This window comes from Nitrosomonas sp. Is24 (genome assembly GCF_033063335.1).
Classification (GTDB): Bacteria; Pseudomonadota; Gammaproteobacteria; order Burkholderiales; family Nitrosomonadaceae; genus Nitrosomonas.
The window spans coordinates 2,773,341-2,791,094 of the sequence record NZ_JAWJZG010000001.1 but is presented as its reverse complement, the minus strand read 5'-3'; the positions used below and the strand labels follow the sequence as shown (position 1 = coordinate 2,791,094).

Genomic DNA, 17,754 nt, shown 5'->3' with positions numbered 1-17,754 from the left:
GAATGACCTGCGGCGTGGGGATTCTGGGGGAGAAGAAAATAAAATTGCACAATCAATTATAGCGATTAATCATGAAAAAATGTGTATTGGTACTTGTTTTACTGCTAGCTGCGCTACCCGTGCAGGCCAAATGGGTGAGCGTGGATATTGCCGGGAAATCCGGTGAAACGCACTATTTTGATCCCGGAACTCTGCGGAAAGACGGTCAATTCAGGAAGATCTGGGTGTTGTCCAGTTACGCTGAGAAGCAAAAAGGCGGGCATCATGCGGTGAAAACTTTGTACGAATTCGACTGCACCCGCCACAAAGCCCGTTCAATCACGATGTTGCTGTACCCGGATAAAGAAGCCACCGGCATGGTGATCGGCGCACACCACGAAGAATCCCTGGATTGGTTTAGCTTTTCAGCGAATTCGATGTTCCGGCATATTGAGGAAACGGTTTGCATAGATTGAATCCACCGGCTGGTATTTCGCGGTGTGGGGGAATTTGAAACAAATGTTAATTCAGTGATTATTCATGGAGTAACCGCCGATGGTCATTTTGCTGAAACGTGCGTATGAACCGCCCGGGCCGGATGATGGATTCCGGGTTTTGGTAGACCGGCTTTGGCCGCGGGGAGTCTCCAAGGATTCGGCGCGCATTGATTTGTGGCTCAAGGATATCGCCCCCAGTACATCCCTACGGAAGTGGTTTGATCACGATCCAGCAAAATGGAGCGAATTTAGCGATCGTTACTTTTCAGAGCTGCGCCATAATGCTGAAGCAGTGGAACAACTCGCGGAACAGGTCCATCGTGGACCGGTTACACTCGTGTACGGTGCAAAGGATAAGGAGCATACTCACGCGCTGGTACTCAAAGCATATCTCGAGGACTTAACGTAACGTCGCTAAGATGGCGTGATCGGCGCACAACATGAAGAATCTCTGGATTGGTTTGGCTTTGCAGCGAATTCGATGTTCCTTTATATTGAAGAGACGGTTTGTATGGATTGAACGAGCTTTGTGTTTTAATTTGTGGTTTGTTAATTTTGGTCAGAAAGCAAAATGGAAATGGATTTTGTCGCTCAATTAAAACGGCAGCTCTCATTTTTGGAACGTTCAGCCGCAGCTTATGATCTAGGTTATCATGACGAAGCAATTCGCATGGCCACGGTAATGCGTGTATTGCTGCATCAGACCTCTCAATCAACTTCATTATTACAGCACTTAAGTGCGGAGAAAATCAATCTTCTGAGCACAGCTGAGTGTGAAAATATTGAAACTGTTTTTTATTATATGGGATTAGGTATTTTGCAGGTTGGTTCTGATGGTCCGTCCTACCAACCTGGATTAGGGGGGGGTGGACTAAGCAGCTAATACCTGCGCAGCAGTGGTGGGAGCAAGTCGTTTACGTGCTCAATCCAGATGTCAGGCTTTCAAGAAAAGACATTGTACTAGCTGCCGCAAATCAAGATGGTGGAGCGCATGTTGATTCCAGGCTTAAGCCTAATTATGCAGAGCTTTCAAAGGATGGAGGTCTTGGCTTATTATTGGTTAATCAGGATGGTATAGAATGTGACGAGCAAATTACCAATGCTCACTTTGTCGCAATTCGGCAAATGGCCTATGAGCTATTGCATAGTTCTGAACTGCAATCATTAATTGATTCTTAATGCTTTTAAGCTAAAACTATTATGTTTTATATAAGTCATTACATAGCATTGCCCAATTCACCTCACATTCCCCCGCTTCCGCCGCCACATAAGCCGATTGTTCGCTGATGGTGACGGAGATATCCATCGTCCGTTGTACCAACTTGGCCAATGCCTGAATGTCCTGAGATTGAAACTGCAAAATGGCCGCGGTCAATTCGTTGAATTTTGCTTGTTCCTGCATCCACCACACAGTCGATTTTGTGTTAAAACTATATACCTTGACGGTTTGCGCGATCCGGGTGGCTTTTTTGATGCGCTCGGGGGCGGGTTCGCCGACGTCGATCCAGAGCGCAATCCGGCCATCCGGGGTGTGCGCCCAGAGGTCGGGTTCTTCAGCGCTGCTGAGTCCTTTGGTGAACGTTAGCGATTCCTGCGCATTGAGGCAGAACGCGAGCATGCGCGCCATCATCCGTTCCAGCGTTTCGGACGGATGCTGCGCGATGGTCAGGTTGAGTGTGTCGTAATACTGGCGGTTGAGGTCGGTCAGCGCGATTTTGAATTTATAAATGGTCGGTTTCAGTGCCACAGATACCCCATTGAATTTTTTAAGCGAGTGGCCGGTGTCATTTATTTTCCATCGTGCTGATGAACGTATTCGCTTCATTGATGGATTTTTCCATCGAAGCGATCAAAACCGAAACATCCGATTTGATGTTGCCCAATTCGCCTTTGAGCGAAGCGATGGCGCGCGCATTCAGATTGTGTTTGAGGTACATGACCTGATCGTGAAACACGGTGAGGATGGGTTCGATTTTGGCTTCCGCCTGTTTCATCGATGCGATCAGCTGGCGGTAGTGCACTTGGGTGGCGTCGAGTTTTTTCTGGCTGTTTTGCCGCAGTGATGCATTACTGTATTGCGTGATCTCTTGCTTCCATTCGGTAAACAGCGCCTCCGAGACGCTTTCGATATCGGCGATGCGGCTTCTGACTTCTTCCGCCTTACCGGCGCTGGCTTCATAAGCATCGTTCAGTTTTTTGTAGGTGGCTTCCAGATCGCCGCCTTGGAAATTCGTCGCGGCGGTGAATTGTTCCAGGGCGGACTTGAACTGTTCCTTGGTTTCTTGCTGCGTGTCGCGCGCTTTCTCAACGCGGTAGACCATCACGTCGCGTTTGGGAATGCCGACTTTTTCCAGGCCTTCGAGATACATCGTGGTGCAAGCGCTCAGCATCAACAATACCGGCAGGCTAAATAAGCGAATGACATGATTCATGCGTGTCTCCAATGAAAGTTTATGTTAATCAGATGATGTTCGTCAGCGCAATACGCCGCGCCGTAATAATTGCCGGGCTACTTTCAAGCCCCATAAAATAGGGTGGCGGCGCAGCAGCGGTGTGACTTCCACGCGCACACCGGTGTGCCGCTCGATTTTCCAGGCGGCGTAGTCGACGCTATTGCTGAAGGTCAGCGTAGCTTTGGCCAAGCGCAGGATCGACAGGACTCTGCCCTGCCAGCGGCGCAGCCGCCAGCGCAACAATGCTTGCCGTTGACTGACCGGACGGGTCAGGCAGCGGTACTGCCCGTTTCCCTGTTTTTCCAGGATTTCTGTCAATAGCGGACTGGCGGCGGCTGTCAGGCGGGTAAATGCATCCCGGTTGGCTTGCGCCAGATGACGCGCGCGCGTTTCATTTTCGGCGCGCAACTCAGCGGCGTAGGTGAGGATCAGGCAACGAGTCCAGATTTCCTCGACATCCAGGGTGTCGGCTTCCAGCGCAGGTACGCCGGATTTTAAAAAGGTAATGACGGAATGCGCCAATGCGGCATAAATACGCTGCCGCACCGTATCGTCGCGCGCATACAGCAGCCGTGACGGTTGCGCAAAGCGCGCCCAGATGTAGGAGTGAAACCAGAACTGCGCGCCGTGTGCAAAATCGGCAGTGGAAATGACGGCGTATTTGGCGCGCAATGTTTTTTCCTGGTGCGGAACTTCCAGATAAAACACATTGGGCGCCAGCCAGGCATTGAGGGTCGCCAAATAGCGTTCCGGATACGCTTTGTGATAGCTGTCGACGACGACATACAGGTCGACGATGCCTTCTTCCAGGCTCACGGCGGAGTGCAGGCAGGAACCGTACAGAATCACGGCATCGAGCGACTCGCCAAAGCGCATGATAAGCGCATCCACCAAAGGGGCGAAATCGGCGGAAACCGCTTTTTTGCTTTCCGCCGCGACTTCATCGATCAATTCGGCGGGCAGTTGCGCAATGGCTGAGAGTAAAGGGTTGGTCATGGCGATATCCTATAGCTATAGCACGAGAAATGTCACGGGATCGGTGGCGGTAATGTTGATTGGCGCTTGCGGATTAACCGACCGGTACAATTCACCGTCGACAATATATTCGTCGTCCATGTGCACCGATAAGGAGCCGGTATTGTGGCTGTAGTAGCCGTCTTTTTCCTGTAGCACCGCGCCGCCACCCGATAATATCGGCCATACCGAGCGCCACAGACGCTTATGTTGCTGATCGACCAATGTCACATGCAACGGCGCCGGTTCTGTTCCCCAGTACGGGCGGATGTTCAATAACAGGCAATCCAGCGCGCTGACCAATGCAAACAGATAAGTGCCCTGGTGAATCCGTCCGCTGGCTTCCGTCAGGGTCATGTTGACCGGCGCCCATTCGCTTTGCTGACGGCCCAGAATCATGTTGGCGAGCATGCCGATCAACGATCGCAGCATGATCATCGCGGTGAAAATACCGCCGGTGATACCGATTTGCTTGACCGGGCTGCGTGAAAATTTTACGCCGCGCGCGACCAATCCGACAGCGAAAAACATGCCATAAATGGGATTCATGCCAGCCTGTTCGATACGTAAAACCGGGCGTTGCGCCAGTTTCGGAGCGGATGGTCTGCGCAAATAGGCGTGCAAGCGCTGGATGATTTGTTCGGGTTTGCCGCGCACGCCCAGGTCCAGCGGCGTCATATTCGTGGTGCCGCCCGGTATGATCGTGATGAGCGGCCAGTCAGCGGGAGCGCGTGCTGCGAATAAATGGCCGAAGATGGCGTGCGTGGTGCCGTCACCGGCTACGATCACCAGTAAGTCGATATCCGCTTGGAGCAATTGATCAACCGCGCTCTTGAAAGTGATCGCATCATTGGCTTCGCACACCAGCATGCCGGGTATGTCGTCCAGCGCTTGCCGGATCGCCGGTTTGCGTTTACGTACCTGACCGCCCATGGGGTTGAGCAAACAACCGGTTTTGGCTGTTCCGCTTTTCAGACGGTCAATCCGCGCTTGTAACGTCATCAGGTATTGTTATGAAATGTAGCTGTTACGAAAGCGGAAACGGTTTTCTAAGATCGATCGGGGCGCGCGTGAAAATTTTCACTGCCCATTGTTCGCGATCACGCGCCGGATCGATATCCTGCAACCAGGAACGCAACGAGCCTTCCTTTTGTTTGGTTTGCCAGCCATCGGCCAAGCGCCAGAGCAGAATGCCGGTTGAAGCCAGGTGCCACAGCACCACTAAGAGCAATCCGATGTCCGGGCGGCCGCTTAACCAGCCATACGTGAGCAAAATCAGGTTCGGATTGCGCCGGGCCGTGATCAAGCGGTTGAAAGAATCCATTTTGCGCCAGATGAACATGTCGAAGTGCGCCAGCCAGAACTGGAATGCGCCTTCGCACAACCGTCCGCCGACATATCCCAAAAACATCAGTCCCATTAGAATTCCCAAAGGAGCCAGCGGCGTCGCTGTGCCTTCCAGACCCAATCCCCAAGCCAGATACCACAGCGGTGGGTGAATGATATCCAAGCCGTGGTCCAAGACATCACCGAAGCGGCTGGATGTCACCGTGACGCGTGCCAGTTTTCCATCCACCGTATCGAGAAAGGTCATGAACCAGCCCATCAGTAATCCGATACCGAAGAATCCCCCCCAGAACGCCAATCCCGCCAGCACGGCAAACACCACGCTGAGATAGGTCACGTGATTGGGTGACCAGCCGTGGCGCACGCAAAAATGCGTGGTCCAAAATGCCGGTACCGGCCAGACCCATTTGGTGACCAGATCGGTGACGCCTTTATACGATCCGGAAAACAGCTCTTGTTCCAGTAACGGACGGTTGGCTTCGCTGACCGGCAGAATGTACGGCGGATCTTTCTTTTTTAGATTCTGCTGGTAATCGATATGCAGATCTTTTAATCCAACGCGCGGGATCGTCAGCAGCGCGAATTTATAGTTCTGATCCTTGTTGTTATTGAGATTGCGCAACAATTGCGGCGCATAATTGCCGTCGGTGCGGATCGCCGCGGGGCAGCCTTCGTCGCTATACAAGGCGATTTTCTTATCCATGCCGAGCAATGCGCTAAGCACCCGGGCATCGAATAGAATATTGGAATTCAGGAATAGGGCGGTAGCGGTAACGGGAATTTTTTCAACGTCATCGGTCAGTATGATGTCCTTATGCGTTTGCAGCATGCGCCGCAAGCGCTCGCGTCCGGTCAATCCCCAGATGGTTATTTCACTTTCACCGAAAAAATAGATATAAGTTGCAGTCGACATGTGTGATGGAGAATTAGGATTATTCAAGTGCAACACGTTACGCCAAACTATGAGATTTTAGATGTTTTGCGGTAACAATAACAGCAGTTAATACACGGCTGTTAAGAAGTCCGGCGTAACCAGAGCATGGCCAGACTGATCAACGCCAATCCCGGCGCCAGAGCGACGAGCGCGGGGTTCAAGCGCAGGATCAGACCGGCATTGGCGATAATTTGATCGAGCAAGTAAACCGCAAGACCAATCAACGCGGCGAGAATGAGCTTATTGCTCAGCCCGGAGCGGATCGACCCGAATACCAGCGGAACCGATAGCAGCAACATGGCGACCGTCATTATTGCGCCGCCCGCTTTGCGCCACAGCGCCAGGGCGTAGGAGTCGGCTTCCTGGCCGGTGCTGCGGAGAAATTCCACATGCCGTACCAATTCCAGCGGGGACAAGCTTTCCGGCGGCTTGGTCAATGTTGCAATATCTTCCGGATTGACGAAGGAAGGCCAGCGGATCGAACTGGCATGATTCACCGAGATCCGGCCGTCGTCGTGGAATGTTCTGATTACTGCATTGCTGAGTTCCCAGACTTGATCTTCCACAATGTCGGCATATTCAGCAACGGTATGCGAGAGCAGGCGATCTTCCGCGCTCAGATGCAGAATCTCGATATCGGCCGCGCGTTTGTTGTGCACGATCATGCCGATGCGCAGAATGTTATGCTCGTTGCGCGTCCAGATCCCCAGGTTCTTGCCTAGTTCCGCGCTTTGTTCCAGCGCGATGGCGCGATTGGTGATGGCTTTTTGTTGCAGTTGCGGCGCGACAAATTGTTCCAGGATGGCGACAAGCAACAGTAGCGCAATACCAACGCTCAACGGCGCGAAGCTGATCTGCAACGGGGAAACGCCGGCAATCCGCATGGCGATCAATTCCGAATTGACCGCTAGTTTTCCCAACGCAACCACCGTGCCGAGAGATGCGATAAAAGGTGCGATCTGAATAAACCGGCGCGGCAATATCATGGCTGTGTAGAGGAACGCGTCTTGGGCGCGGTAAGTTCCTCTACCCACGTCATCCAGTTGATCCAATAGGTCGAAGAAACTGAATAATGGCAGCAGGACGGCGGTGGACATCACGAAGCCGATCAGGACCTGGTAGGCAATGTAGCGATAAATAATCATTGCGGGCGCGCGAAGAGCTGTTTTTTGTTTGATAACAATGCGTACATACCGAGTCCTGTCAGCATTAGCAGATCCAGCCACCAGACACCCGGTATGCTGCCGACCACACTTTGTTCAACCCAGGATCTGGCCAATCCGCTGAGATTGTAATAGGCGGCGAAAACCAGGGCGGCGGCGATGTAGGTTCGCTCGGTTTTATCCTGGCGCGGCGAGATACGAATGAATGTCACCGCGATCAAAGCCATTAGAATCGCCGAGAGCGGGCGGGAAAGCCGCCATTGCAGTTCCGCGATGTCACGCGGCTGCGTGGATTCCCATAAGGTGCGAGTGGCGGCTGCCTTGCGCCGGTAATTCAGCACATAGTCGTTGTCGATGAAATAAGTCATCTTCTCGAACTGTATGACATCGTCGATATTGGCTGTTTTACTCAACTCGTACACTACGCCGTCGGATAACAGAATGTGCGGTCTTTCTTCCTTAGTTGCCGGTTGAATCTGACGGGCCTGCTTGGCAATGACAATTTCGCTGCCTTCTTTTTTCTTGATGTAGTGAAAAATATTCTGCATTTCCTTGTCAGCGTCGTTTTTGCTGCGCACATACACAACCCGGCCGGTTTTTTCACTGCCATAAAAACGCCCGGCTTGGAAACGATTGGTGTTGAGTTCCGCTTCCGCTTGCGCATCGAGCATATAGCTTTCGGCATAGGCCCACGGGCGCACATACGATGACAGCATGCCGCTGATAAGGCCAACCGGTATTGCTACCGTCAATACCGTGAGTACAATGCGCGTGCCGCTGACCCCCATCGTGCGGATGATGTTGAGTTCCTGATCTTTGCTGAGCCTGCCGAGGCCGATGATGACCGAAATATAGAGTGCGATGGGGATTAATACTTCCAGCGCGATCAGCGTTTTTAAGAATACCAGCTTGAGCAGCGCGGTAACGCCCAAGGTTTCCGTTACGGCGCCTGCTAACAGCCGGGCGCTGATGAAACTGGCGAATAGACCGACCAAAACAAGGATAACTACCGTGAAAGGCAGTGATATTTCGCGCGCGATATACCGTTCAATTAATTTCATACATCGGTTTGATCAGTTATTGACTGACAATAAGGCGAATATCATCGGGAATACAGGTGAATATTGTTCAAGATGGATCAGTGCTGCCTTCGGAACCGGTTTTCCGGCCGAGGATTGCTTCCGCCAGCATTAAATCTTCAACCTTGTCGACATCGATACCGGCGCGAGGATCGTCCAGCATAACCAGCTGGATGTTGACCCCGGATTTTTCCGATACCGCAGCTAAAGCGCGTTGCGATGTGAGCAGTCCAAAGACATATAACAATACTGCGTTGAATCCCAACACCTGTCCGATCAACCGCCACGGACGTTTGCGCAAATCTTCGGCTTGCTGCCAGAATCCGACCAGTGCGCGCCCTTGCGGGTTGAATGCATACAGATTGCAGCCGCGGAATCCGCCATCGCGCAAACGGATAATGGTGCGCTTGCAACCGGGGAATGCATCGGCGATGGCTTGCCCGCTGACGGCGCCTACCGCGGCATCACACTGCATGGTCAGGGCATTCTGTAAAAAACTGCGCACGATGCCGGGAGTGAGTAAGGCATGATCGGCCGTGGTTAATAATACCGGTGTGTCGAGCGGTATGTGGCTGAGGCCGCGATCAGCGCTGCGGCTGGGAGAATCCAGATTCGGCAGCCAGGTCACCTGCCCGGAAGCGATACGCTGCTTTAATTCCGGGCAGCGATCGTGCAGCGATTCGGGAGGCCCGCACAAGATGACGCTGGAGATCAGATCGCAAGCCTTCAATGTATCCAAAACGCGAATAATCATCGGTACCCCGCCCACCGGTGCGAAAGCCTTGCAGGCCGAGCCGGTATGCAACGTAATGGGATCTTTGCCGGTGCGGTCGGCAGCTAGAACCACCGCGGCGAACCGCTGCGCTGCCGGATGGGGTTCAGCGCTCATAGTGTTTTTCCATAAATACGGTAGCGCTTGTATTGTTCGCTGCCAATGCTGTCGAGGATGCCGCGCATCGCTATGTTATCTTCCAATATCCAGGACATCTCAACTTCCTTGACACCCCGCTTCATGCCTACTTGACGGGGCGCATCGATGACCAGGCAGGCCAGCGCCAAACCGACCGGAGTATTATGATATTTTTTTCGCACTCCCATCAGCGGAATGCGCCCAGTGTGGATTTGGTGGCTGCGGACTTTATTGATTAGTTTCAGCCAGCCGAACGGAAACAGACTGCCGTTGAGTTCGATCAACACTTCGTTGAGGTTGGGCAGTGCGACCATAAATGCCGCCGGTTCGCCGTTGACCTCGGCGATTTGAATATAGTCGTCGGGCAATAACAGCCGTAGGCTGCTGCCCAGTTCAGCAAATTCTTCACGCGTAAACGGGATAAAACCCCAATTTTCCGACCAGGCATCGTTAAAGATGTCGCGCAGCGTCTCCATTTCCTGATCGAATCGATCGCGTTGTAATGTGCGTAATTTGATTTTCGGCGAGAACCGGTTAATTACTGCTTGCATGACACGCGGTATTTCAAAATCGACTTTGACTTTGTAAGCCAATAAATCCTTTTGCGGAAGATAGCCTTGTGCTTCGAGTAAACGGCTATACCAGCGCGGCGAATGCGGCATCATGACCACTGGCGGCGTATCGAATCCTTCGACCAGAATGCCGCATTCCTGGTTGATCGACAGGTTAAACGGGCCGCTGACCCGGCGGATTTCCCGTGAAGCGAGCCAAGCTTCCGCGTGCAGCAGCAGCGCAGCGAAAACTTCCGCATCGTCGATACATTCCAGCAGGCCGAAGTGGCCGCTGTCGGCGCCATAGCGTTCCTGATGCAGCGAATCGATTTGCGCGCTGATGCGCCCAACCGGCTGACCGTTTTGAAAGGCGACCCAGGCTTGCCATTCGCCATGCTTAAAATAGGGATTGAAGCGGGAAAAATGAAAACGCCGCTCCAGACGTAGCGGCGGCACCCACATCGGGTCGTTCGCATAGACATGCCACGGCACCTCGATAAACTTACCCATATCGCGGTAAGACATGACCGGGCGCACCGTTACTCTGGGATTGACCGGCTTATCGTGTTGAGTCATGGCAGGTGAACGATGTCGTTTTGATGATAGTGCCGCGAAAAAGAATTATAAATTCATGCTGATTTGCTGTTCTGACCGGCGTGGCCGGGAATTGCTACTTTTCAGTATGCTTCAGTAAGTTTGTTACCAGTTGATGAAAAACGGCTTTGGGATCGGGTTCGTTGCTGGCGGATTGGCCGGTAGCGTTCTGTTCCGCTGCGGCAATTTTTTCATCGGTAAGCGTGCGGCAGAAATCACGAAAATTGTTCCAATCCGTGTTGTATTTGAGTAAATGATCCTGCCGGATGAAAACACGCAGCACTTCAAAATTTTGATACATCTCCGGCAACCGGGATGTCAGGTAATGGTTAATGTTGGGCGGCCAGCGTTTATGTTGCGGATACATATCGGCCAATTCAATTTCGATGGTATAGCGGAAATTTTCGATGGCCATGGCGCGGCGCTTGCGGTTAACGATATCGACCATAATAGCCACTACCCCAAGCAAGCCGAATAAGACAAAGGGCCATAGCGGCACGGTTTCAAAATATGAGGCGATTTGATCAAGGATTTCGTTCACGATATTCTCAATTAATGTGCGTTAGAAAAAATAGAATAGGTTCTTATACTGCGAACCGCTACCAAGAATATTGCTGAAATAAGCGGGTGTGGCGATCAAAATAGGCAAGCGGCCATTTTTATTTCATCACATATGCTTACCGGTTTCGATGATGCCATCCAAGGCCCGTATCTTGCCATAGTAATATGCATGGATCAATATGATTACCAGTGCGCGGCTGACAGTGCAAACAAGTCATCGGGAAATCGCAGTCAATTTTCCTGCGATAATTGCAATCACAGGTAACCGGTGATCTGTGCGGCTTCTTGAGTGCTTGTCCCCGGCTTCAAGAAGGTATGATGATAGCCATTTCTAAATTTGAATTGACCTGATACGGCTAATTGCGTTATTTTTGTCTGTTTTTTTGTAATTGAACCACTTATTATTCTGCATATGAGTTTCTTGCTGGCGTCTTATGACCAAATCATCTAAACAGGCTGCGCCATCGCAACCGGAGAGCTTTGAGGCGGCGTCGGCTGAATTGGAGAAAATCGTGACGGCCATGGAAGCGGGGCAGATGTCATTGGAAGCTTCTCTGGCAGCCTATCAGCGGGGAGCGGAGTTGTTGCAATATTGTCAAAATAAACTGCAAGGCGCGCAACAGCAGGTGCGTGTGCTGGAAGCCGGTATGTTAAAAAACTTCACTAGATCCGATAGCGATGGGCGTTGATTTTCAGAGTTGGGCAAGCGGTTGTCAGGCACGGATTGAAACGTTTCTGGATACGAGACTGCCCGCGAGCGATTGCGTTCCGGTACGATTGCATAAAGCCATGCGTTATTCCGTGCTGGGTGGCGGCAAACGAGTCCGTCCGCTGTTGTCATTTGCGGCAGGTGAGCTTGCGGCAGCGGATGTAGAGCGCGTAACGGTCGCCGCGGCAGCAGTGGAATTAATCCATGCCTATTCGTTGGTGCATGACGACCTGCCGTGTATGGATGATGATGTGTTGCGGCGCGGTAAACCGACCTGTCATATTGAATTTGACGAAGCAACCGCACTGTTGACGGGCGATAGTTTGCAAACACTGGCTTTTGAATTGTTGGCGGAAAAGCGTTTGGCGGATACACCGCAAGCGCAACTGGAAATGATTGCGCAATTGGCGCTGGCTTCGGGTTCGCGCGGCATGGCGGGCGGACAGGCGTTTGATTTGGATAGTGTCGGCAAAATGCTCAGCCTGCCGGAGCTGGAATTCATGCATATCCATAAAACCGGCGCATTAATTCGCGCGGCGGTGATGCTGGGCGCGCGGTGCAGCGGCCGTTTGGTTGACGAACAGTTAAACAAGCTGGATCATTTTGCCAAGTGTGTCGGTCTGGCATTTCAGGTGGTCGACGACTTGCTGGATGCCGAAGCGACGACCGCTACATTGGGCAAAACAGCCGGTAAGGACGCGGAAAACAATAAGCCCACGTATGTCAGTATTCTGGGTATCAGTCAGGCGCGTGAGCTGGCGGAAAAATTGCAACGCGATGCGGATCAAGCACTGGATGGTTTCGGTGAAGCCGCGGCAAGATTGCGCCAGGTAACCGATTTTATAATTAAACGTAAATTCTAAGTTTTTCTTCTTTCTTTTTTATTTTCAGGTCTTGAATGTATCCACTGTTAGATACCATTAACTCGCCATCCCAGTTACGTGAACTGGAGCAAAAGAAATTGCCGCAGTTTGCCAATGAGCTCCGTGACTTTCTTGTCGAATCGGTAGCAAAAACCGGCGGGCATTTGTCCTCCAATCTGGGTACGGTCGAATTAACCGTTGCGTTGCACTATGTCTTTAATACGCCGCACGACCAGTTGGTTTGGGATGTGGGGCATCAGACTTACGCGCACAAGATTCTGACGGGACGGCGCGAAGGCATGAGCAAGCTGCGCATGCACGGCGGGATTGCCGGGTTTCCGCGCCGTGACGAAAGTGAATTCGATGCCTTCGGTACCGCGCATTCCAGCACCTCGATCAGTGCCGCGCTGGGCATGGCGGTTGCCGCGCGTCTGAATCATACCGGCCGGCGCGCGATTGCGATCATCGGCGATGGCGCCATGAGCGCCGGGATGGCGTTTGAAGCATTGAACAACGCCGGTGTGATGGACGCCAATTTGCTGGTTATTTTGAATGACAACGATATGTCGATATCGCGGCCGGTCGGTGCATTGAACAATTATCTGGCCAAGCTGATGTCGGGACGTTTCTACGCCACGGCACGGCGCGCCGGTGAGAAAGTGCTGGGAGTCGTTCCACCGGTGCTGGAACTGGCTAAACGCGCCGAAGAACATGTCAAAGGCATGGTGACACCGGGTACTTTGTTTGAAGAATTCGGATTTAATTATATCGGCCCGATCGACGGCCACGATCTGGATGTCTTGATTACCACGCTGAACAACATCAAACAACTGGACGGCCCGCAATTTCTGCACGTGGTGACTCGCAAGGGCGCCGGTTACAAAGTGGCCGAAGAAGATCCGATTCTGTACCACGGTGTTGGAAAATTCGATCCGGAAAAAGGCATTGTCGCCAAGCCGGCTGGAAAACCAGCCTATACGCAAATATTTGGTGATTGGTTGTGCGATATGGCAGCGCAGGATTCCCGCTTGATCGGCGTTACTCCGGCGATGCGCGAAGGCTCGGGATTGGTGCGTTTTTCACAGGAATATCCCGAACGTTATTTTGATGTCGGTATTGCCGAGCAACACGCCGTCACCTTCGCCGCAGGCGCGGCCTGCGACGGCTTGAAGCCTGTGGTGGCGATTTATTCGACCTTTTTGCAGCGTGCTTACGATCAGCTGATTCACGATGTCGCCATCCAGAACTTGCCGGTGGTGTTTGCCATTGACCGGGCCGGTCTGGTGGGCGCGGATGGGCCGACGCATGCGGGTAGCTTTGATTTGTCGTACCTGCGTTGTATTCCGAATATGACCGTCATGGCGCCGGCGGATGAAAATGAATGCCGGCAGATGTTGTATACTGCTTTTAAACTGGATACACCGTCGGCGGTGCGCTATCCGCGGGGAACCGGGCCGGGTGTGAAGGTTCAAAAGGACATGCAGGCGTTGCCCATAGGCCGGGGGGAAATCCGCCGCCAGGGGGGGAAGATTGCATTGCTGGCGTTTGGCAGCATGCTGACACCGTGTCTGAGCGCAGCGGAAGAATTGAACGCGACGGTCGCTAATATGCGTTTTATCAAGCCTTTAGATGATGATTTGGTGGCCTCTCTGGCAGCCAGTCACGATGTGCTGGTGACGGTGGAAGAGAATACGGTTCTGGGTGGCGCTGGAAGTGCTGTAACAGAGTCACTCAACAGTCAACGGATCAATGTCAAGGTGCTGCAACTGGGTTTGCCGGATGTTTTTATCGACCAGGGCGATCATGCGCAAATGCTGGCGGATTGCGGGCTGGATAAAGACGGTATTATTAAATCAGTGCGAGCAATTTTGCCTGCGTAACGTTTCTGGGATCGGCTGAATATTTGATTCGATGTTGCCGGGAATGAATTCCTCATCGCACAGGAGAGAGACATGAATAAACAGATAGATTTGCCGATTGCCGATGTGCAAAGCTCGCCCGATACCCGGCGTATTGCGATCGACCGGGTAGGGATTAAAGCTATACGCCATCCCGTGGTTGTGGCGGATAAAAGCGATGGTGTGCAACATACCATCGCGGTATTTAACATGTACGTGAATTTGCCGCATAACTTCAAAGGCACGCACATGTCCCGCTTTGTCGAGATCCTCAACAGCCATGAACGAGAAATTTCCGTTGAGTCGTTCCAGGTCATCTTGCGGGAAATGATTCAGAAGCTGGAAACGGACTCGGGTCATATCGAAATGTCCTTTCCGTATTTCATCAATAAATCCGCTCCGGTTTCTCAGGTCAGAAGTTTGTTGGATTACGAAGTGACCTTTATTGGTGAAATTAAAGATGGTGAGTACCTGTTCACCATGAAAGTCATCATTCCGGTCACCAGCCTTTGTCCGTGCTCGAAGAAAATATCCGATTACGGCGCGCATAACCAGCGCTCGCATGTGACGATTTCCGTACGCACCAACAGTTTTGTATGGATTGAGGATGTTATCCGGATTGCCGAGACGAATGCGTCGTGCGAACTCTATGGCTTGCTGAAACGGCCGGACGAAAAATACGTGACTGAAAAAGCGTACGACAATCCCAAATTTGTCGAAGACATCGTCAGGGATATCGCCGAAGTGTTGAACCGCGATGAACGAATCGATGCCTATGTGGTTGAGTCGGAGAATTTTGAATCGATTCATAATCATTCAGCGTATGCACTGATTAAGAATGACAAAACCCAATCCTCGGGGATAGCGCTGGAATAAATCGCCGCTTTGAAGCTTTTTTGCGGCTAGTACAGCTAGGAATGCACCTGAAACCGGAGGCGCCGCAGCTGTCAATGGTTTCAGCAGCATAAGAAGTGCTGCCGCAGCACTTGTGACCGGTCAAGGAGGCTTTCATGTCGCACACGACTAACCAGGAACGCGCCGCCGGTGCCATTATGGGCGCTTTCATCGGCGATGCTTTGGCGCTTGGTCCTCATTGGTATTACAATCTCGCCGAATTGCGGCGTGATTACGGGGAATGGATCACCACTTATACCGATCCCAAACCGGGCCGCTACCATAGCGGACGCAAGGCCGGTCAGCTCTCCCAATCAGGCATCATCCTCACGCACATGTTGCATTCCCTCGTTGAAAATGGCCGATACGACGAAGCCGATTTTTGCCGCAGGTTGGACGAACAACTGTTTCCATTTCTCGACGGCACGCCCATGAGCGGGCCGGGCGGTTACACCAGCCAATCGATTCGTGATGCCTGGCGCTGCCGGGTGGAGCAAAAATTGCCGTGGGGGAAAACAGGCGGACATGCGGATACCACCGAAGCGATTGAGCGCACGTTGGCGCTTGCTGTCCGCTATGCTTTCCAGCCTGCCGAGCTGGCCGCTACAGTAGCAAGCAATACTCACCTGACCCAGATCGACGATACGGTAATTTCAATGACGGTTGCTTATGCGGCCGTGCTGAGCATGCTGATGCAAGGGCATGCTTTGGATGCGGCGTTGTCCGGAAAATTGATGCAACTGGTGAAAACCGGGAAACTGCCCTTTCATGCCGTAACCTTCACCGATTTGCAACCGCCGCGCCCAGGCGATCCTGATCCGCCACGCGCCGGGCGTTTTGCATCGCCGGATGCATTGCTGACGCCGTCTTATATGGCCCAAGCGGCGGCGGATGAGGATATTCGCATCGAACCGGCGTGGAAAGTGTCGATCGTCTATGGCATGCCGTGCGCCATTTATCACCAACTGCCCGCCGTGTATTATCTTGCTGCTCGTTTTGGGGATGATTTTGAGTCCGCTGTGTTGCATGCCGTCAATGGCGGAGGCCAGAATCAAGCGCGTGCGATTCTTACCGGTGCGCTAGTGGGTGCCCAGGTGGGGTTGGCTGGTATCCCTCAGCGCTTTCTCGATGGACTCGAGGACTCGGAATCACTTATAAATCTAGCGAAAAGCCTCGCTGCGCAGACGGATAGCGCAATCACTGGAAATTAAGGCTTTCGCCCGGTTACGATACTGTAATAGCCGGAAGCCTTATGGATTTGGATGTCCTCAAAGCCGATTTCTTTCAGCATGGTTGAGAGTTCCAAACCGGAGTATTGCTTCCCTTCCGTCCAGCCCATCATCATCATGCCGAAAGCGGCCGGTGCGAACGGGCCGGTCTTATCGTCGTTGCACAGCATTTCATGAATCACGATACGCCCGCCGGATTCCAAGTACCTGAAACTTTTTGCGGTCAGAAAATGGCATTTTTCCGGCGGCCAGTCATGATACATGTTGGAAAAGAAATGCAGATCGGCGGATGGCCAATGATCGTTCCAGATATTGACGCCGCAGGTTTTAATGCGCTCTTGCAGGTTGTATTCCACAATGTATCCTTCGGCCACTTCGCATACCTGTGGAAAATCCAGGACAATCGCTTGCAGATTAGGCAAACGCAGAGCCGCGCCGATCGAATGCGCGCCGGAGCTGCCGCCGATATCCAGCATCATCCGGTGCCGGGAGAAATCCAGAATGCCCGGCCAAATCAGCGCGGAAGCCATGCTCATGCTGTGCATGCCGCTGGTAAAGCGATGCAGCAATTCGAGCTGTTCTTCGTGCGATTGATAAATGTCGCCGCCGCCGTAAATCTGCGGTGAATCGGTCAGAATGGATTTTTCCAGGCTTGTGAAGGAGCATACCTGATAATTGTCGATCATCAGATCCCAGAGAAAACCGAAGTAATTGGGACTTTTCAGCAGTAAGTATTCTTCCGCCACCGCAGTGAGAGCATAACGCTCCTGCTGTAGCGACAAAAAACCCAGTGCGGTAGCGACGGTCAGAATCGCTTCTGCCGGACGCGGCTTGAGATTGAGCGCATCGCAAATCTCTGTCAACGTGCGCGGATTATCCTCCAGCAAGGCAAACACTTTGAGCCGGTGCGCCAGCAATAAAGCAGGATAACCATAAACCGCGAACACCACATCCCATACCGGACGATCATCGACACGCGGTATTTGAATGTTGGAAGAGGTAGGTTGTGTCATTAGTTCTCCTTGAACATTAAGCGATTGCGGTGAAGATCATCAGCCAAAGCGGTTGCGGACAAACGG

20 protein-coding genes are annotated in these 17,754 nt (G+C 52.4%); 9 read left to right on the top strand and 11 right to left on the bottom strand.

The annotated features are described in order from the left end of the window. The first annotated feature begins 71 nt into the window (after positions 1–71). The 4 genes from R2103_RS12775 to R2103_RS12760 all read left to right on the top strand — a co-directional run bounded on the left by R2103_RS12775 (position 72) and on the right by R2103_RS12760 (position 1,655). Positions 72–455: a surface-adhesin E family protein gene (locus tag R2103_RS12775; protein WP_317531767.1), complete on the top strand. Its 384-nt coding sequence runs from the start codon at positions 72–74 to the stop codon at positions 453–455. Positions 456–534: 79 nt separating this feature from the next. Next, positions 535–885 carry a DUF488 domain-containing protein gene (locus tag R2103_RS12770; protein WP_317531766.1) on the top strand — a complete coding sequence of 117 codons (351 nt, stop codon included), beginning with the start codon at positions 535–537 and terminating at the stop codon, positions 883–885. A 168-nt stretch (positions 886–1,053) separates the two neighbouring features. Further along, complete coding sequence (locus tag R2103_RS12765) at positions 1,054–1,359, top strand: hypothetical protein (protein WP_317531765.1); 306 nt, start codon at positions 1,054–1,056, stop codon at positions 1,357–1,359. Between the two features lie 35 nt (positions 1,360–1,394). After that, positions 1,395–1,655 carry a hypothetical protein gene (locus R2103_RS12760; protein WP_317531764.1) on the top strand — a complete coding sequence of 87 codons (261 nt, stop codon included), beginning with the start codon at positions 1,395–1,397 and terminating at the stop codon, positions 1,653–1,655. Between the two features lie 19 nt (positions 1,656–1,674). Here the strand turns inward: R2103_RS12760 and R2103_RS12755 are convergent, their stop codons facing one another. The 10 genes from R2103_RS12755 to R2103_RS12710 all read right to left on the bottom strand — a co-directional run bounded on the left by R2103_RS12755 (position 1,675) and on the right by R2103_RS12710 (position 11,062). Continuing rightward, entirely contained in the window at positions 1,675–2,223 is a 549-nt protein-coding gene (locus tag R2103_RS12755) for a YaeQ family protein (protein WP_317531763.1), read from the bottom strand. 37 nt (positions 2,224–2,260) lie between these two features. Beyond that, the gene (locus R2103_RS12750) at positions 2,261–2,908 is read right to left on the bottom strand and encodes a DUF2959 domain-containing protein (RefSeq protein ID WP_317531762.1); all 648 of its coding nucleotides are present in this window, start codon (positions 2,906–2,908) and stop codon (positions 2,261–2,263) included. A 42-nt stretch (positions 2,909–2,950) separates the two neighbouring features. Then, positions 2,951–3,925 (bottom strand): hypothetical protein, encoded by a 975-nt coding sequence (locus tag R2103_RS12745; protein WP_317531761.1) that lies wholly within the window; start codon positions 3,923–3,925, stop codon positions 2,951–2,953. 15 nt (positions 3,926–3,940) lie between these two features. Then, positions 3,941–4,945: a diacylglycerol kinase family protein gene (locus R2103_RS12740; protein ID WP_317531760.1), complete on the bottom strand. Its 1,005-nt coding sequence runs from the start codon at positions 4,943–4,945 to the stop codon at positions 3,941–3,943. 25 nt (positions 4,946–4,970) lie between these two features. After that, a complete protein-coding gene (locus R2103_RS12735; RefSeq protein ID WP_317531759.1) occupies positions 4,971–6,203 on the bottom strand; it encodes a CDP-alcohol phosphatidyltransferase family protein in 1,233 nt (410 codons plus the stop codon). Positions 6,204–6,304: 101 nt separating this feature from the next. Beyond that, positions 6,305–7,369, bottom strand: coding sequence for an LPS export ABC transporter permease LptG (gene lptG, locus R2103_RS12730; RefSeq protein WP_317531758.1), 1,065 nt, complete (start codon positions 7,367–7,369; stop codon positions 6,305–6,307). After that, complete coding sequence (gene lptF, locus R2103_RS12725; protein WP_317531757.1) at positions 7,366–8,448, bottom strand: LPS export ABC transporter permease LptF; 1,083 nt, start codon at positions 8,446–8,448, stop codon at positions 7,366–7,368. Before lptF ends, lptG begins: the two co-directional genes overlap by 4 nt. A gap of 67 nt (positions 8,449–8,515) precedes the next feature. Next, positions 8,516–9,355, bottom strand: a complete 840-nt coding sequence (locus R2103_RS12720; RefSeq protein WP_317531756.1) for a nucleotidyltransferase family protein — start codon at positions 9,353–9,355, stop codon at positions 8,516–8,518. Further along, positions 9,352–10,503, bottom strand: a complete 1,152-nt coding sequence (locus R2103_RS12715; RefSeq protein ID WP_317531755.1) for an N-acetyltransferase — start codon at positions 10,501–10,503, stop codon at positions 9,352–9,354. The genes R2103_RS12720 and R2103_RS12715 overlap by 4 nt, the downstream gene beginning before the upstream one ends. Positions 10,504–10,597: 94 nt before the next feature. Beyond that, on the bottom strand, positions 10,598–11,062 hold the full coding sequence (locus tag R2103_RS12710; protein WP_317531754.1) for a hypothetical protein: 465 nt from the start codon (positions 11,060–11,062) through the stop codon (positions 10,598–10,600). A 454-nt stretch (positions 11,063–11,516) separates the two neighbouring features. On the opposite strand from R2103_RS12710, the gene R2103_RS12705 reads away from it, so the two are divergent. From R2103_RS12705 to R2103_RS12685, 5 genes are all read left to right on the top strand, one after another. Then, the gene (locus R2103_RS12705; protein ID WP_317531753.1) at positions 11,517–11,771 is read left to right on the top strand and encodes an exodeoxyribonuclease VII small subunit; all 255 of its coding nucleotides are present in this window, start codon (positions 11,517–11,519) and stop codon (positions 11,769–11,771) included. Beyond that, positions 11,761–12,654 (top strand): farnesyl diphosphate synthase, encoded by an 894-nt coding sequence (locus R2103_RS12700; RefSeq protein WP_317531752.1) that lies wholly within the window; start codon positions 11,761–11,763, stop codon positions 12,652–12,654. The genes R2103_RS12705 and R2103_RS12700 overlap by 11 nt, the downstream gene beginning before the upstream one ends. Positions 12,655–12,689: 35 nt before the next feature. Further along, positions 12,690–14,534 carry a 1-deoxy-D-xylulose-5-phosphate synthase gene (dxs, locus tag R2103_RS12695; protein ID WP_317531751.1) on the top strand — a complete coding sequence of 615 codons (1,845 nt, stop codon included), beginning with the start codon at positions 12,690–12,692 and terminating at the stop codon, positions 14,532–14,534. Between the two features lie 72 nt (positions 14,535–14,606). Further along, on the top strand, positions 14,607–15,428 hold the full coding sequence (gene folE2 / locus R2103_RS12690; protein ID WP_317531750.1) for a GTP cyclohydrolase FolE2: 822 nt from the start codon (positions 14,607–14,609) through the stop codon (positions 15,426–15,428). A gap of 134 nt (positions 15,429–15,562) precedes the next feature. After that, on the top strand, positions 15,563–16,657 hold the full coding sequence (locus R2103_RS12685) for an ADP-ribosylglycohydrolase family protein (protein WP_317531749.1): 1,095 nt from the start codon (positions 15,563–15,565) through the stop codon (positions 16,655–16,657). On the opposite strand, the gene R2103_RS12680 is transcribed toward R2103_RS12685, so the two are convergent. Then, complete coding sequence (locus R2103_RS12680) at positions 16,654–17,688, bottom strand: methyltransferase (protein ID WP_317531748.1); 1,035 nt, start codon at positions 17,686–17,688, stop codon at positions 16,654–16,656. The two genes, R2103_RS12685 and R2103_RS12680, sit on opposite strands and share 4 nt — an antisense overlap. Positions 17,689–17,754 lie beyond the last annotated feature (66 nt).

Bases quoted from the DNA above. Each gene is read 5' to 3' on its own strand.
- R2103_RS12680 (WP_317531748.1), bottom strand. From the start codon at position 17,688: ATGACACAACCTACCTCTTCCAACATTCAAATACCGCGTGTCGATGAT.
- R2103_RS12715 (WP_317531755.1), bottom strand. From the start codon at position 10,503: ATGACTCAACACGATAAGCCGGTCAATCCCAGAGTAACGGTGCGCCCG.
- R2103_RS12745 (WP_317531761.1), bottom strand. From the start codon at position 3,925: ATGACCAACCCTTTACTCTCAGCCATTGCGCAACTGCCCGCCGAATTG.
- R2103_RS12735 (WP_317531759.1), bottom strand. From the start codon at position 6,203: ATGTCGACTGCAACTTATATCTATTTTTTCGGTGAAAGTGAAATAACC.
- R2103_RS12700 (WP_317531752.1), top strand. From the start codon at position 11,761: ATGGGCGTTGATTTTCAGAGTTGGGCAAGCGGTTGTCAGGCACGGATT.
- dxs (WP_317531751.1), top strand. From the start codon at position 12,690: ATGTATCCACTGTTAGATACCATTAACTCGCCATCCCAGTTACGTGAA.
- R2103_RS12705 (WP_317531753.1), top strand. From the start codon at position 11,517: ATGACCAAATCATCTAAACAGGCTGCGCCATCGCAACCGGAGAGCTTT.
- lptG (WP_317531758.1), bottom strand. From the start codon at position 7,369: ATGATTATTTATCGCTACATTGCCTACCAGGTCCTGATCGGCTTCGTG.
- R2103_RS12740 (WP_317531760.1), bottom strand. From the start codon at position 4,945: ATGACGTTACAAGCGCGGATTGACCGTCTGAAAAGCGGAACAGCCAAA.
- R2103_RS12720 (WP_317531756.1), bottom strand. From the start codon at position 9,355: ATGAGCGCTGAACCCCATCCGGCAGCGCAGCGGTTCGCCGCGGTGGTT.
- R2103_RS12685 (WP_317531749.1), top strand. From the start codon at position 15,563: ATGTCGCACACGACTAACCAGGAACGCGCCGCCGGTGCCATTATGGGC.
- lptF (WP_317531757.1), bottom strand. From the start codon at position 8,448: ATGAAATTAATTGAACGGTATATCGCGCGCGAAATATCACTGCCTTTC.
- folE2 (WP_317531750.1), top strand. From the start codon at position 14,607: ATGAATAAACAGATAGATTTGCCGATTGCCGATGTGCAAAGCTCGCCC.
- R2103_RS12770 (WP_317531766.1), top strand. From the start codon at position 535: ATGGTCATTTTGCTGAAACGTGCGTATGAACCGCCCGGGCCGGATGAT.
- R2103_RS12775 (WP_317531767.1), top strand. From the start codon at position 72: ATGAAAAAATGTGTATTGGTACTTGTTTTACTGCTAGCTGCGCTACCC.
- R2103_RS12765 (WP_317531765.1), top strand. From the start codon at position 1,054: ATGGATTTTGTCGCTCAATTAAAACGGCAGCTCTCATTTTTGGAACGT.
- R2103_RS12750 (WP_317531762.1), bottom strand. From the start codon at position 2,908: ATGAATCATGTCATTCGCTTATTTAGCCTGCCGGTATTGTTGATGCTG.